Source organism: Novilysobacter longmucuonensis (assembly GCF_046600735.1).
GTDB lineage: Bacteria > Pseudomonadota > Gammaproteobacteria > Xanthomonadales > Xanthomonadaceae > Novilysobacter_A > Novilysobacter_A longmucuonensis.
Window position 1 is genome coordinate 84,944 of record NZ_JBJMAW010000001.1, and the last position, 13,756, is coordinate 98,699.

General features: G+C 68.8%; 12 protein-coding genes. 2 read left to right on the plus strand and 10 right to left on the minus strand.

The annotated features are described in order from the left end of the window. Position 1 precedes the first annotated feature (1 nt). Complete coding sequence (locus ACJQWM_RS00375) at positions 2 to 2,257, plus strand: carboxy terminal-processing peptidase (protein WP_411306598.1); 2,256 nt, start codon at positions 2 to 4, stop codon at positions 2,255 to 2,257. Positions 2,258 to 2,523: 266 nt separating this feature from the next. Continuing rightward, a complete protein-coding gene (rarD, locus tag ACJQWM_RS00380; RefSeq protein WP_332703727.1) occupies positions 2,524 to 3,432 on the plus strand; it encodes an EamA family transporter RarD in 909 nt (302 codons plus the stop codon). A gap of 10 nt (positions 3,433 to 3,442) precedes the next feature. Here rarD and ACJQWM_RS00385 read toward each other — a convergent pair whose 3' ends face one another. The 10 genes from ACJQWM_RS00385 to ACJQWM_RS00430 all read right to left on the minus strand — a co-directional run bounded on the left by ACJQWM_RS00385 (position 3,443) and on the right by ACJQWM_RS00430 (position 13,749). Continuing rightward, complete coding sequence (locus ACJQWM_RS00385) at positions 3,443 to 4,759, minus strand: ABC transporter permease (RefSeq protein WP_332703725.1); 1,317 nt, start codon at positions 4,757 to 4,759, stop codon at positions 3,443 to 3,445. Between the two features lie 29 nt (positions 4,760 to 4,788). After that, positions 4,789 to 5,946 carry an ABC transporter permease gene (locus ACJQWM_RS00390; protein ID WP_332703723.1) on the minus strand — a complete coding sequence of 386 codons (1,158 nt, stop codon included), beginning with the start codon at positions 5,944 to 5,946 and terminating at the stop codon, positions 4,789 to 4,791. Between the two features lie 73 nt (positions 5,947 to 6,019). Next, positions 6,020 to 6,733, minus strand: coding sequence for an ABC transporter ATP-binding protein (locus ACJQWM_RS00395; protein WP_332703721.1), 714 nt, complete (start codon positions 6,731 to 6,733; stop codon positions 6,020 to 6,022). A 150-nt stretch (positions 6,734 to 6,883) separates the two neighbouring features. Continuing rightward, complete coding sequence (locus ACJQWM_RS00400) at positions 6,884 to 8,131, minus strand: efflux RND transporter periplasmic adaptor subunit (protein WP_332703719.1); 1,248 nt, start codon at positions 8,129 to 8,131, stop codon at positions 6,884 to 6,886. A gap of 171 nt (positions 8,132 to 8,302) precedes the next feature. Further along, the gene (locus ACJQWM_RS00405) at positions 8,303 to 9,688 is read right to left on the minus strand and encodes a leucyl aminopeptidase family protein (protein ID WP_332703717.1); all 1,386 of its coding nucleotides are present in this window, start codon (positions 9,686 to 9,688) and stop codon (positions 8,303 to 8,305) included. Next, positions 9,685 to 10,401: an HAD family hydrolase gene (locus tag ACJQWM_RS00410; RefSeq protein WP_332703715.1), complete on the minus strand. Its 717-nt coding sequence runs from the start codon at positions 10,399 to 10,401 to the stop codon at positions 9,685 to 9,687. Before ACJQWM_RS00410 ends, ACJQWM_RS00405 begins: the two co-directional genes overlap by 4 nt. 746 nt (positions 10,402 to 11,147) lie before the next feature. Next, entirely contained in the window at positions 11,148 to 12,266 is a 1,119-nt protein-coding gene (locus ACJQWM_RS00415; RefSeq protein WP_411306599.1) for an AI-2E family transporter, read from the minus strand. Further along, positions 12,263 to 12,667 carry a hypothetical protein gene (locus ACJQWM_RS00420; RefSeq protein ID WP_332703711.1) on the minus strand — a complete coding sequence of 135 codons (405 nt, stop codon included), beginning with the start codon at positions 12,665 to 12,667 and terminating at the stop codon, positions 12,263 to 12,265. The genes ACJQWM_RS00415 and ACJQWM_RS00420 overlap by 4 nt, the downstream gene beginning before the upstream one ends. A gap of 28 nt (positions 12,668 to 12,695) precedes the next feature. Then, complete coding sequence (locus ACJQWM_RS00425; RefSeq protein WP_332703709.1) at positions 12,696 to 13,373, minus strand: phage holin family protein; 678 nt, start codon at positions 13,371 to 13,373, stop codon at positions 12,696 to 12,698. 13 nt (positions 13,374 to 13,386) lie between these two features. Next, entirely contained in the window at positions 13,387 to 13,749 is a 363-nt protein-coding gene (locus ACJQWM_RS00430; RefSeq protein WP_332703707.1) for a hypothetical protein, read from the minus strand. Positions 13,750 to 13,756: the final 7 nt, after the last annotated feature.

Consider the following 13,756-nt stretch of genomic DNA (forward strand, 5'->3'; position numbering starts at 1 on the left):
GATGAATGCCAAGACCACCCTGCTCGCGTTCCTGCTGACCGTCCCGTTGGCGCTGCTTGCGCGCGACAACGGCGCGATGCCGCCGTCCTCGCAGGCGCCGGTTCCCGCCGCGGCCACCGGGCAGGGCCTGATCGAGGACAGCGCCGATGCGCTGAGCGTGCCCACCGCGCCGACTGCCGACCAGGCCATGGCCGCCAAGCTGGTCCACGGGCTGCTGTCGGACAGCCGCTACGCCTACCGCCCGCGAGCGCTCGACGACGCGCTGTCGGCCGACATGTACGCGCGCTACCTGGAGGCGCTCGACGGCAGCAAGCAGTTCTTCACCGCGGCGGACATCGCCCGCTTCGACCGCTACGAGACCGAGCTCGACGACGCGATCAAGAGCGGCGATCTCAGCCCGGCCTACGCGATGTTCGCCACCTACCGCGAGCGGGTGGAGGAGCGCGTGGCGTTCGCCCGCGACGTGCTCGGGCAGGAGGATGCGTTCGACTTCACCGGCGATGACCGTTACCACTACGACCGCGAGGACGCGCAGTGGGCGGAAAATACGGCAGCGCTGGATGACCTGTGGCGCCAATCGGTGCGCAACGACTGGTTGCGCCTGAAGCTGGCCGGCAAGGAGCGCGACGAGATCCGCAAAACCCTCGACAAGCGCTACGCCAACCTCGCCGAAAGCATCGCCGAGCTCAAGGGCGAGGACGTGTTCCAGACCTTCGTCAACAGCTACGCCAATGCGATCGATCCGCACACCGACTACCTGACCCCGCGCTCGGCGGAAAACTTCAACCTGTCGATGTCCTTGTCGCTGCAGGGCATCGGCGCGGTGCTGCAGAAGCAGGACGACGTGGTCGCGATCCGCGAGATCGTGCCCGGCGGCCCGGCCGGCAAGTCCGGCCTGCTGTCGCCCGGTGACCGCGTGGTCGGCGTCGGCCAGGGCACCAGCGGCGAGATGGAGGACGTGGTCGGCTGGCGCATCGACGACGTGGTTGCCAAGATCCGTGGCAAGAAGGGCACCGAGGTGCGGCTGGACGTGATCCCGGCCGAACTCGGGCTCGATACCCCCGCCAGCCGCGTGGTGCTGGTGCGCGACGAGGTGCGGCTGGAGGACCAGGCCGCCAAGTCCAAGATTCTCACCATCCCCGCCGCCGGCGACGGGCCGGACCAGCGCATCGGCGTGATCGAACTGCCCGGCTTCTACCAGGATTTCGAGGGCCGCCGCCGCAACGACGGCGAGTACACCTCGGCCACCCGCGACGTGGCCAAGCTTTTGACCCAGCTGCGCGCGGACAAGGTCGACGGCGTGGTGCTGGACCTGCGCAACAACGGTGGCGGCTCGCTCAACGAGGCGATCGAGCTGACCGGGTTGTTCATTGATCGCGGACCGGTGGTGCAGGTGCGCGAGTCCGGCGGCCGCGTGAGTGTCGAGGGCGACAACGACGCCGGCATCGCCTGGACCGGCCCGCTGGCGGTGCTGATCAACCGCGGTTCGGCCTCGGCCTCGGAGATCTTCGCCGGCGCGATCCAGGACTACGGCCGTGGCCTGGTGATCGGCGAGACCACCTTCGGCAAGGGCACGGTGCAGAACCTGCTCGACCTGGACCGCTGGCCGGCCAACGAGGAGCCGCGCTTCGGCCAGGTGAAGCTGACCATCGCGCAGTTCTTCCGGGTCAGCGGCGGCTCCACCCAGAACAAGGGCGTGGTGCCGGACATCGCGTTCCCGGTCTCGGTCGACGCCACCGAGTTCGGTGAGAGCACCTACGACAACGCGCTGCCGTGGACCAAGATCGCAGCGGTGCCGCACATCCGTTACGGCAATTTCGAGCCGCTGCTGCCGCGACTGGAGTCGCTGCACACCGCCCGGGTGGCCGACAACCGCGAGTTCCAGTGGTGGAAGGAGGACGTCGCCCAGTTCCGCGAGGAGCGCGACAAGACCTACATTTCGCTCAACGAAGCCGAGCGCCGCGCCGAACGCGAACGCAACCAGGAAAAGCGCCGGCAGCGTCAGGAAACCCGGCTCGAGCTGGGGCTGGCACTGGACCCGCTGGCCGACAGCGCACTGGATGACGGGCTGGCCGCGGCCGAGCGCAACATCGTCGAGGATGCCGCGCGCGAGAAGCTGGCCGAAGACCGCCCCGACCCGCTGCTGCGCGAGTCCGCCGCGATCCTGGCCGACGCCGTGCGCTTGCTCAACGACGACCGCCAGTTGTCGGCGCAGGTGCTCAAGCAGGTCGACACCCCGGGGCACTGGGCCGACTGAACGACCGCCCCACGATCCACAGCGAACGGGCGCCCTGGGCGCCCGTTTTTTTTCCGTCCCTTGCATAGGAAGGGCGCACGGCAATTGCCGACGCTGCGGCTTCCCGTCCTCGCGTATGCTCGCTCGCCCCACGTCCACCACTCTGCCGGCAGCCTGTTCGCCATGAGCAATTCCTCGACTGCGCTACCCGCCGCGGGTGACCGGCTGATCACCGCCAGGCCGCGTGGCATCCAACCGGTTACGGCAGCAACCGGCGAGCCGGCGGCATGACGCCGGCCGCCGCCGAGTACCGGCGCGGGCTGTGGATGGCCGCCGGCGCGTTCGTGCTGTGGGGACTGATGCCGCTGTACTGGCACCTGCTCAAGGCGGTGCCGTCGCTGCAGATCATCGCCCACCGCATCGTCTGGAGCGCGGTGCTGGTGCTCGCCTGGCTGTTCTGGAAGCACGGTCGCAGATGGCTGCAGGTCGTGCGCGAGCGGCCCCGCATCGCGGCGATGCTGGCGCTGAGCGGGCTTTTCATCGCGTTCAACTGGGGGCTGTACATCTGGGCGGTGAACGCCGGGCACGTGGTCGAGGCCAGCCTGGGTTACTTCATCAACCCGCTGCTCAACGTGGTGCTGGGCGTGTTGCTGCTGCGCGAGCGGCTCAGCCGGGGGCAATGGGTGGCGGTCGCCTGCGCCGCCGCCGGCGTGCTGTGGCTGACATTCCATTACGGCAGCTTTCCGTGGATCGCGCTGGCGCTGGCGGGCTCGTTCGGGATGTACGGCCTGCTGCGCAAGGTCACCGCGATCGACTCGTTGCCAGGGCTGGGCATCGAGAGCAGCTATCTGCTGCTGCCGGCGCTGGCGCTGCTGCTGTGGGGCGAATGGCATGGCCAGGGCGGCGTGCTGGGCGCGTGGTGGCCCTGGCTGGACCTGCTGCTGGTGCTCGGTGGCGCCCTGACCGCGCTGCCGCTGATCGGCTTTGCCTACGCGGTGCGGCGGGTGCCGCTGTCGACCGTGGGGCTGCTGCAATACGTCGCCCCGACCCTGCAGCTGCTGTGCGGCGTGCTGGTGTTCGGTGAGCCGTTCGGCAGCGACCGGGCGATCGGTTTCGTGCTGATCTGGGTCGCGCTTGCGATCTACGCCGGCGACGGCCTGCGGCGCGCGCGCCGGGCGCCGGTCGCGGTGGGCTGACGCCACCGCCTCATGCCGCGCGCAGCGCGTCGGTCACCGGCAGACGCGCAGCCCGCAGCGCGGGGAACAGGCCACCGACCAGGCCGATGCCGAGGGCCCACTTCAGCCCGGTCCACAGCAGTTCGGGCGAGACCCGGAACTGAAACACCACCTGGCTGAAGTTCGAGCTCAAGGTCGACACGCTGTAGCCGTTGAACACCAGCCACGCCACGCCGGCGCCGAGCAGCCCACCGAGCAGCGCCAGCAGCATCGTCTCCAGCATCACCGCGACCACCACCGGCAGCCCGCGGAAGCCGAGCGCGCGCATGGTCGCGATCTCGCGCGCACGGCCGGCAACCGCGGCGTACATCGTGTTGAGCGCGCCGAACACCGCGCCGATCGCCATGATCGTGCCGACTACCGTGCCGAGTATCCGGATGATCTTGGTAAGGCCCTCGGACTGCTTGCTGTAGTAGTCGCGCGTGGTGGTGACGTCGAGCTTGAGCCGCGGATCGGCGGCCATCGCCGCCTTGAGCTGGCGAAAGCCGTCAGCGCCGGCCAGCTTGGCGGTCACCGACTGGTAGGAGGTGCGCTGGTAGGTCGACGCGAGCGTTTCCGCATCGGCCCAGAGCTCGGACTCGTGCGAATCGCCGGAGGCGAACACGCCGACCACGGTCCACATCTGGTTGGCCAGCTCGAGCTGATTGCCAAGCTCCAGGCCGACGTACTGCTTCTGCGCGCCTTGCCCGACCACCAGCTCGCGGCGGCCGGTCTCGAACCTGCGCCCCTGCACCAGCTCGATCTGCGGACGCACCGCCCAGGCCGTGTCGCCGACCCCGCGCAGCTGCGCGTTCGCGTCGGTGCCGTCGGCGCGGGTGACCATGTTCACCACCTGCGACAGCTCCGGCGACACCAGCGGCCGGCCGTCGGCGCCCTGGGCGATGCCGGGCAGGCTGGTGATCAGCGGCACCTGGTCGCGGCTGATCACCGAGTTGGTTTCGGCCTGCGAGCCACCGCGCAGGATGATCGCGGTATCGGCGCTGCCGGTGCCGCGCAACGTGGCCTGGAAGCCTTCGCCCATCGCCAGCATCGCGACCAGCACGCCGACCACCCCGGCGATGCCGACCACGACCACCGACGAAGCCCCCCAGCGTTGCGGCAGGGTGGCGATGCCGATGCCGGCGACCGCGAGGGTCTGCTGCCCGGCCCGGCTCAGCAGCAGCCACGCGGCCAGTGCCGCCAACAGCGCGAGCACGCCGTACCACGGCAGGTAGGTCCACGCCGCCAGCCCCGCGGCCAGCGCCAGTACCACGCCCAGGTTGCCCAGCCATTCTTTCAGTCGGTTCATGTCAGTCGGTTCATGTGTGTTCTCCTGGCTCAGCGGCCGGCCAGTGCATCGACGATGTTGAGCCGCATCGCGCGCAGCGCCGGCAGCAGGCCGACCGCGAGCCCGATCGCGAGCATCAGGCCGATGCCCATCAGCCAGGTCGCGGCCGGGACCGTATCCAACTGGATCATGCCGCCGCTCGCCGCGGCCACCCCGGCGATCAAAAAGGAGGCAATCAGAAGGCCGATCACCCCACCCAGCACGACCAGCAGCACCGATTCGCCCAACACCAGCCACAGCACGCTGCCGTTGCTGAAACCAATCGTCTTGAGCACCGCCAGTTCCGGGATGCGCTCGCGCACCGCCTGCGCCATCGTGTTGCCGGTCAGCAACAGCAGGGTGAAGAACACCGCGGCCATGATCGCGGTGACGATCAGCCCGATGTCGGCGAACTGCTTGACCATCGCCTGGTTGAACGCCTGCTCGGTCTGGGTCTTGGTCTCGTGGTCGGAGTTCTCCGAGATGGCATCGATTGCCCGTGCCACTTCGGTCGCGCGGCTGGGGTCTTCGAGCTTGACCATGTACCAGCCGACCCGGTTCTTGACGAAGTCGTTGGCCTGGTCGAAGTAGTCCCAGCGGAACAGGAACTGGTTCTCCTCGCCGCGCCGTTTCTGGTCGCGCACCTTGAAGATGCCGACGAGCTTGAATGCCCAGTCATTGCTGCCCTGGGTCGGGAAGATCGTCGCCTGCAGAGGCACCACGTCGCCAAGCTTCCAGCCGTAACGCTCGGCCAAGGCGGCGCCGACCACCGCGCCGTCGCGGGTGGCGGCGAATGCCTGCAACTGCGCCGGGTCGATGTCGTATTCCGGGTACAGCTCGAAGAAACCAGGACCGGTCGACATGCTCGGAAAGAAGTTGCTCTGCTCGCGGTAGACGCCGCCGAACCAGGCCATGTGCACGACCTTCTGCACGCCCGGCGTCGCGGCGATGCGCGCTTCCAGGCTGATCGGCAACATCTGCGTGATCGACAGGCGCGAGGCGACCACGAGCCGGTCGTAACCGGCGACGTTGGTGCCGGCGCTGAATGCCAGGCGCACCGAGTCGAGCATGCCGAACAGCAGGAACGCGGTGACCACCGACAGCAGCGTGAGCAGCGTGCGGGTCTTGCTGCGGAACAGCGCGGCCCAGATCAGGTGCAGGTATTTCATGTTGGGTTCCTCAGTCCGTGCACTACCGCTACCGGCTTCGTCTGCCGAAGGCGAAGGCCGACCTTCGCTGCGCTCAGGACGACAGTGCCGTCGGAGCCGCCGCGGCGGAGGCGCGCTCGCCGGCGAGCGTGCCCTTGTCGAGATGGATCGTGCGCCGCGCGTGGTCGGCGGCCTTGGGGTCGTGGGTAACCATGACGATGGTCTTGCCGTGGTCGCGATTGAGGCTTTGCAGCAGCGCCAGGATCTCCTCGGCGGACTGCCGGTCGAGGTCGCCGGTGGGCTCGTCGCAGATCAGCAGCGTCGGATCGGACACGATCGCGCGCGCGATCGCCACGCGCTGTTGCTGGCCGCCGGACAGCTCGTTGGGCCGGTGTTTGGCACGCTCGGCCAGGCCAACCAACTGCAATGCGATAGCGGCATTGCGTCTGCGCTGCGCGGCCGAGAGCCGGGTCAGCAGCAGCGGCAGTTCGACGTTCTTCTGCGCGCTCAAGGTCGGCATCAGGTTGTAGAACTGGAATACGAAGCCGACGTGGTTGCTGCGCCACTGCGAGAGCTCGCCCGAGCGCATCGTGTCAATGCGCTGGCCCGCCACGTCGATCTCGCCGCCGCTGGGCGAATCCAGGCCGCCGATCAAATTGAGCAGGGTGGTCTTGCCCGAACCAGACGGCCCCATCAGCGCGACGAAGTCACCCTTCGGGATATCCAGATCGATGCCGTGCAGCACCTCGACCTTTTCCGGGCCGCGCTGGTAGGTCTTAGTGAGATTGCGGATGGTGACCAGTGGCATCGATGCGTCCCTCGTGATGCGTGGGTTTGCGCTTTGTCATTCCTGCGCAGGCAGGAGGTCGTTGTGTTCTTGCGTGTGCTGTCGCTTGTTCCTGCTTTCAGCCGTCATTCCCGCATTTTCGGGATTGACGAACAAAGCGCACCTTCGCTTCTAGTCCTCATCGCCGGCTTCATCAGCGACCCGCACGCTCATCCCCTCCATCAGCTCCTCCGGCGGATCGAGCACCACCATTTCGCCGCCGCCCAAGCCGCGGGTCACCTCGCGATCCTCGCCCAGGGTGCGTCCGAGCTGCAGCGTACGCTGCTCGACCTCAGCGCCGGCGACGACGAACGCGACCTGCTCGTCGTTGCGCACGACGATCGCCGACCCCGGCACCAGCACGCCCGGCGGCGGCGCGCCGGCATCGGCAGGCTGGGCCGTTTCCAGAAAGCTCACCCGCACGCCCATGTCCGGCACGATGCGCGGGTCGCGCACGTTCAGCGCAATCCGCACCTTGATGGTCGCCTTGCCGCGATCGGCGGTCGGCACGATCGCGATGACCTCGCCGGGGATCTTCCAGTCGGGGTAGGCATTGAGCGTGGCCTCCACCGGCATCTCCGGCTGCACCCGGCCGATGTAGGCCTCGCCGACGTCGACCTCGACCTCCAGTGAATCCATGTCGACCACGGTGCCGATGCCGGTGCGGGTAAAGCCGCCACCGGCCGACAGCGGCGAGACGATTTCGCCCGGCTGCGCCGCCTTGGCGATCACCACGCCGGCGAACGGCGCGCGGATCACGGTGTTGTCGACGCCGTTCTCGGCGATGCGCAACTGATCACTGGCCACCTGCGCGTTGCGCCGTGCGGTCACCAGTTGCGCGCGCAGCGCGTCGCGTTGGGCCACGGCCTGTTCATACTGCGCCTGCGACACCAGTTGTCCTTCGACCAGCGAGTCCAGGCGGGTCGCGTTGGCCTCGGCCTCTCGCAGTTGCGCCTGCACGCTGCCGCTCTGGCTGCGCGCGGCGGCCAGTTGCGCGGCGGCGAGGTCGCGCGCGGCGTCGGCATCAACCGGGTCGAGCGTGGCCATCACCTCGCCGTCTTTTACGTGCTGGCCTTCCTCGATCAGCACCTCGCGGACCCGGCCGGTGATCTTGGACGAGACCGTGGCGATCCGTCGGGCGACGACATAGCCGGTGGCGTCAAGCACCGAGACGCCGCCATTGCCGCCGCCGATCTCGACCGCTCTGGCGGTGCGCACCTGTGGCGTATCGTCGCGGCCGAACAAGATCCAACCGACAAGACCGACGGCCAATACGGCGCCGATGATCGCAAGCGCGATCCACAGTCGGCGCCGCGAGGGCGGGGGCGGGACGCTCCGGTCGATTCGCAGTTCCTTCAGCAGATCGGCAGAGGTGCTCATGGGCTACCCGGACGCGACAAGGGCCTCAGTGTGACCGCCGCGCGCGCCCGATCCAACCTGCCGGAGGTCACCACTTGATGGTCAGGCGTGCTGCCGCGATAGCCGTCGAGCCGAGCTTGCTCGGCTGCTTTGTTCAATCCCGGGCAGCAGCGGAGCAAGCTCCGCTCTACGCTAGGTCCGGCCGCGGGCAGCGCGCGCCTGCAGCATCGCAAATGCTGCGCGCAGTCCCTGAGCCTCGCCGCCGGCGGGGCGGCCGGGGCGGTCGGCCTCGTTCCAGCTGAAGACGTCCAGGTGCGCCCACGGCAGACCGGCCGGCACGAAGCGCTCCAGGTACAGCGCGGCGGTGACCGAGCCGGCCATCTTCGACGGTCCGCCGTTGGCGAGGTCGGCGATGGTGCTGGTGAGGTAACGCAGGTACGGGCGCCACAGCGGCATGCGCCAGAGCGGGTCGCGTTGTTGCTGGCCGGCGTCGAGCCATTGCGCGGCGAGCACATCGTCGTTGGCATACAGCGCCGGCAGGTCCGGCCCCAGCGCGACCCGGGCCGCGCCGGTCAAGGTGGCGAAGTCGAGGATCAGCTCGGGCGACTGCTCGCCGGCGTAGGTCAGCGCATCGCACAGCACCACGCGGCCCTCGGCGTCGGTGTTGTCGATCTCCACCGACAGGCCCTGGCGCGTGGCGATCACCTCGCCGGGGCGGAACGCATCCGGGCCGACCGCGTTCTCCACCGCCGGCACCAGCAGCGTGATCCGCAGCGGCAGCTTGCGCGCCATCAACCACTCGGCCAGCGCGATCGCATGCGCGGCGCCGCCCATGTCCTTCTTCATCCAGCGCATGCCGTCGGCCGGCTTGAGGTCGAGCCCGCCGGTGTCGAAGCACACCCCTTTGCCGACGAGCGCCACATGCGGGTGGGAGATGTCACCCCAGCGCAGCGCGATCAGCCGCGGCGCACGATGCGAGGCGCGCCCGACCGCGTGGATCGCCGGAAAATTGCGGGTGAGCAGGTCCTCGCCGCTGACCACCTCGATCTTCGCGCCGTGCTGCTCGGCGATTTCGCAGGCGACCTGCTCGAGCTGGTCCGGGCCCATGTGCTCGGTCGGCGTGTTGACCAGGTCGCGCACCCGCACGCAGGCCGCGAGCGCGTCGAACGATGCGGCGGCATCGTCCTCCACCAGCAGTTGCGCCGGCGCACGCGGCGGCTGCTTGTAGCGGCTGAAGCGGTAGCTGCCTAGGCCCCAGCCCAGTCGCAGCGCCGCAAGCGCGGCTGCGTCGTGCTGCCCGGCCAGCCGCCAGACCCGCGCCGGCAACGCCAGCGGTGCATGGCCGTAGCTGTAGGGGTCGAGCCGATCGCCGGTGCCGATCACCGCACCGGTGAGTTGGCCTTCGGCGTCGGGCCAGGTCGATACCGAACCGGCGGAGCCGTCGAAGTGCTGCGCGTCGAGCCAGTTGGCGACTTCGGCCGGCAGCGTCGCGCGCCAGTCAGCCAGTGAGGCGCGGTCGACTACGTGCAGCGGCAGGACATCGGTGGAGGTGGCGGTGAAGCCGAGTGGCAGGTTCATGCGGAAACGCACTCCGGGCGGTGTTGCGCGTCGAGCCAGTCGGCCAGCGCGGTGAGCGTGGTGAATTGGAGGTCGGGCTGCAGGTCGTCGTGCGGCCAGGCGCGGCCCTCGCGATTGAGCCAGCAGGTGCGCAGGCCGGCGCGCTGCGCGCCGACCACGTCCATCGCGATGTCGTCGCCGACGTGCAGCACGGTGGCCGGCTCGCACCCGAGCTGGTTGCAGGCGGCGTGGAAGATGCTGGCCGCCGGCTTGGCGACGCCGTGTTCGCGAGCGCCGAGCTGGAAACGGAACAGGTGCATGAGTCCGATCGTCTTCAGGCAGGCGTTGCCGTTGCTGAGCGCGGCCAGCGGCACGCACGCGGCGAGCCGGTCGAGCGCCTCCAGGCTGTCGTCGTAGTGCTCGACCGCGCAACGTGCGGCGAAGAACGCATCGAAGGCCGGATCGACGAATGCGACATCATCCTCGGCCTCGCTGAACATCCGCTCCAGCGCAAGCCGCCGCAGCTGGGTGTAGTCGTGGGCGAGATCGGGGTGCTCGTGCGTCATCTGCTCGCGCAATGCTAGCGTGGCCTCGACCGGCCAGCGCTCCGCAGTACGCGGCGCATGCTCACGCAGCCATTGCGCGAGCGCGGCCTCGGCGCGGACGATGACCGGCGCGATCGGCCAGATCGTGTCGTCGAGGTCGAGCGTGATCGCGTGGACGGGGAAGCTCACCGCGCCATTCTAGCGCCGCGGGCGCGAGGCTCCGTGTGCAACCGTTGATCCGGCCCGGAGCTCCGCACCCGGTCATCGTGCTCTTGCTGTGATTTCGCTTTGCCTTGCCGTTGCCGTAGTCGCGTAAATCGAGCCACCTCGTCACTCCACAGACCCCGAAGGGGCGGCGCACACGGATGTGCGCCGTTTTCCGACCGAGGCAGGATGCCGAGTCGGAAAATCCCCGCGTCGCCCCCACGGCGAGGTGTTTGAAGTGTCGAGGAAGGGCCTTTCTTTGGTTACTTTCTTTGGCCCTTGCAAAGAAAGTGACTCGCCTTTAGGCGAAAGCATTTGATCTTTGCCTGTCTACCGCCTGCGGATGTTTTTAAGGGTGCGGCGCGCTCAAGATCAAGGTCAACTTCAAGGTCAAGAGCTTCCGCCTGAAGGCGGGTCACTTTCTTTGACAAGCCCAAAGAAAGTAACCAAAGAAAGGGCTCTCCTCGACACACCTCCCGTGCGGGCGTGGAGCAGCGCGGGGATTTTCCGACTCGCCATCCATGGCTCGGTCGGAAAACGGCGGCCATCCATGGCCGCCGCCCCTTCGGGGTCTGTGGAGAGGCGGCGTCGAGTGATTTGCGTTGTGGAGCAAGAGCAACGGCAACGGCAATCGCAACGACCGAGCTGGATCTCACCTTCCGCTGCAATGACGGCGTGGAAGCGCGGCAGCGCCCGCCGGATAGAGCCGAAGACGCGGACAAGAAGATGCGTCATTCCAGCAATGTCGCCCACCGCTCGAACCCATCGATCCGCGACAGCACGATCTTCACGCACACCAGCAGCGGCACCGCCAGCAGCAGCCCGATGATCCCCCATAGCCAACCGAACAGCAGCAGCGCCAGGATCAGCACCAGCGGCGACAGCCGCATCCGGTGGCCGAGCACGATCGGGGTGAGGATCTGCCCCTCCAGTGTGTTCAACGCCAGATAGATTCCGGCGGGTAGCAGCGATTGCCACAGCTCGTCGAAGGCGACAAAGCCCACCAGCAGCATCACGGTGATGCCGATCAGCGGACCCACGTATGGCGCGAAGTTGAGCAGCGCCGCCATCGTGCCCCACAGCAACGCCTCCTTCAGCGGCATGTCGAGCAGGTAGAGGAGACCGGCGAAGGTCAGGCCTACGGTGGCGTTGATCAAGCTGATGGTCAATACGTAACGCGAGACCTCGCGCTCGATCGAGTGCAGGATTTCCACAGTCACCCGTTTCTGATGACGGTTCGGCAGCAGGGCGATGGCGTGGCGCTGCAGGCCCTCGCCATAGGCCATGAAGAACAGGGTCAGCAGCGCCACCGCCAATACCGATACGAGCAGTCGCGGGGTGGCGGTCAGGGCCTTGTACGGGTCGTTGGCCTCGGTGCGCACCACCTGGATCGGCTGGCGTTGGTCGTCGCCGCTGGCGACCCGCGCGATGTTCTCGGCCGCGTCGCTGGCGTCGTCGACCGGTTTGGTCATCTCGCGCAGCTTCGGTGCGAGCGTGGTCATCGCCCGCGGCGCCTGCCGCACCCATTCGGTGGCCGGCTCGATCAACTGGTAGGCCAGCGTGACGGTGCCGACAAAGCCGCCCAGCAGCACCAGCAGTGCAGCGAGGAAGGTCGGCAGGTACAGCCGGCGCAGCGCGCGGATGATCGGGTTGCCGATCAGGGCGAAGAACATCGCCAGCAGCACCGGCAGGACCACCGCCTGCGCCGCCCACAGGGTATAGCCGACCGCCAGCGTGGCGAGCACCGCTGTGGCCATCGAGCCCCGCGGTCTTGCTGGTGTACTTGCCGGCTCGCCACTGTCGCTAAGGATTGGCGGCTCTGGCGCCGGTACGTCCGGCGGCAGGCTCACGGTTCGACTGGCTCCCGCAGGCCCGCCGGAGCAGCCGCTGATGCGGCTTGCGCGTCGGGATGTCCGGTGTCGTGGTGCGGCGCCTGTCGGGCGACGTCTTCGACGCTGTCGGCGGCTTGCTCCGCCTCGTCGGCGGCCGAGCGCGCGCCGGTGCTGGCCATCAGCGTCGACAGCGTCGAGACGATGCGCAGCAGGCCGCCGCCCTGGCTGGCAGCGCGCAGCGGTTCGGCGCGGCCGCTCAGGAAGCCCCCGGCCAGTCCGGCGATGAGGATCCGCCCCGGTGTCCACAACGCCTGCCAGGTGCGTCTGAACTGGCGCACGTCGGCGGCGCACTGGCGCTCGCGGGCCTCCAGCGCAGCCTCGGCCTGTTCGACCTTGTGCAGCAACTTGTCGAAACTCATGGCACCTCCCCGGTGCTTGGCGGTGCGGTCAGGGCGGGGCCACTTCGACGCTGCGCCGGTCCCTGGCGGGCGGGCCGTCATCATCGGGCGGGTGCTGCCCGGTGGCGTCGTGGGTCGGGGCCACCCGGCCGGGCTCGGGGTTAGAGTCGGCTGGTTCGCCGATGCCGACCCGCGCCAGTTGCCGCCGGGTCGCCTGCATCCGCGTGTGATCGAAATAGCGCATCGCGCGCCAGCCGCAGTAGCCGGTGATGCCCGCGCTCAGCAACGCAACGGCCAACAGCGACAGCGACCAGGGCACGCCGAGCTGCAGGCTCAGGAACGTGACCAGCGCGGCCGACAGCAGCAGCCAAAACGACAGGCCCAGCGCGATGGCCGCGCCGGTGAGCGCCAGGGTGCGGCCGAATGCGCTGCGCGCCAGCGAGAGGTCCGCCGCCACCAGCGAGCGCAAGGCCTTGGCTGTGTCGCCGGCCGCGCCGGTGCCGGCCCGGGCGGTCTGCCCCAGCTGACGCAGCGTCTCGATCAGTTCCGGCGCCGGGTCCGGGCCAGCGACGTCGTCCTGCGCCTCTGCCTGATCTGCGGCATCAAGCTCGGCCTGCTCCGCGCTGGCATGGTGGCGCAGGGCCTCGCGTGCGGCCGCCGACAACTGGTCGGCCTGGGCGCCGTACTCGTCGTGTGCGGGCTCCCGGTGCGGCGGGCGCGAGTTCACCGCGCCGCCCCTCTTACTTGCCGCCGCTGCGCGCGAGCTTAGCGATGATGAAGCCGGCCGCGAACGCGGTGCCGAACGATGCCAGCGGACGCTCGCGGACCAGCTCGGCGGCGCTTTCGATCAGGTCGCGGCCCTTCTCCATGAGCACGTCGACCTGCTCGCTGGCAGCTGTGCCGGCCTGTTCGGCGGCGGCGATGCCGGCCAGGGCGCTGTCGGCCAGGTCGGACTTAACGTGCGCCTTGCCGAGCCGGAGCTCGTCGCCGGCCGCACCGGCCGCACCCTTGAACGCGGTACCGGCATCGCGCGCGGCCTGCTTGAGCTGGGCACCGGCTTCGCCGAGGTTGGACTTGACCTCATCGGTGGAGGTTGGGGACATCGGATCG

Bases quoted from the DNA above. Each gene is read 5' to 3' on its own strand.
- ACJQWM_RS00390 (WP_332703723.1), bottom strand. From the start codon at position 5,946: ATGAAATACCTGCACCTGATCTGGGCCGCGCTGTTCCGCAGCAAGACC.
- ACJQWM_RS00385 (WP_332703725.1), bottom strand. From the start codon at position 4,759: ATGAACCGACTGAAAGAATGGCTGGGCAACCTGGGCGTGGTACTGGCG.
- rarD (WP_332703727.1), top strand. From the start codon at position 2,524: ATGACGCCGGCCGCCGCCGAGTACCGGCGCGGGCTGTGGATGGCCGCC.
- ACJQWM_RS00395 (WP_332703721.1), bottom strand. From the start codon at position 6,733: ATGCCACTGGTCACCATCCGCAATCTCACTAAGACCTACCAGCGCGGC.
- ACJQWM_RS00375 (WP_411306598.1), top strand. From the start codon at position 2: ATGAATGCCAAGACCACCCTGCTCGCGTTCCTGCTGACCGTCCCGTTG.
- ACJQWM_RS00400 (WP_332703719.1), bottom strand. From the start codon at position 8,131: ATGAGCACCTCTGCCGATCTGCTGAAGGAACTGCGAATCGACCGGAGC.
- ACJQWM_RS00405 (WP_332703717.1), bottom strand. From the start codon at position 9,688: ATGAACCTGCCACTCGGCTTCACCGCCACCTCCACCGATGTCCTGCCG.
- ACJQWM_RS00430 (WP_332703707.1), bottom strand. From the start codon at position 13,749: ATGTCCCCAACCTCCACCGATGAGGTCAAGTCCAACCTCGGCGAAGCC.
- ACJQWM_RS00420 (WP_332703711.1), bottom strand. From the start codon at position 12,667: ATGAGTTTCGACAAGTTGCTGCACAAGGTCGAACAGGCCGAGGCTGCG.